The organism is Citrobacter sp. TBCS-14 (assembly GCF_005280805.1).
GTDB lineage: Bacteria > Pseudomonadota > Gammaproteobacteria > Enterobacterales > Enterobacteriaceae > Citrobacter > Citrobacter gillenii.
The window spans coordinates 1-216 of sequence record NZ_SZWM01000479.1 but is presented as its reverse complement, the minus strand read 5'-3'; the positions used below and the strand labels follow the sequence as shown (position 1 = coordinate 216).

The window sequence follows — 216 nt, the reverse complement described above, 5'->3', positions numbered from 1 at the left end:
GATGCCAAAGTAGGCGATGGTGATACGGGTTCAACTTTTGCCGCTGGTGCGCGTGAAATCGCTGACCTGCTGCATCGTCAGCGACTGCCACTGAATAACCTTGCCACGCTGTTCGCCCTGATCGGCGAACGCCTGACCGTGGTGATGGGCGGGTCCAGCGGCGTACTGATGTCCATCTTCTTTACCGCCGCCGGGCAGAAACTCGAACAAGGGGCT

Annotated in this window: 1 protein-coding gene; it reads left to right on the top strand. The window is 59.3% G+C overall.

The features are described 5' to 3' along the window. Nucleotides 1-216, top strand: a 216-nt coding sequence (locus tag FDX22_RS31360) for a DAK2 domain-containing protein (protein WP_255432968.1), incomplete at both ends; no start/stop codon positions are given.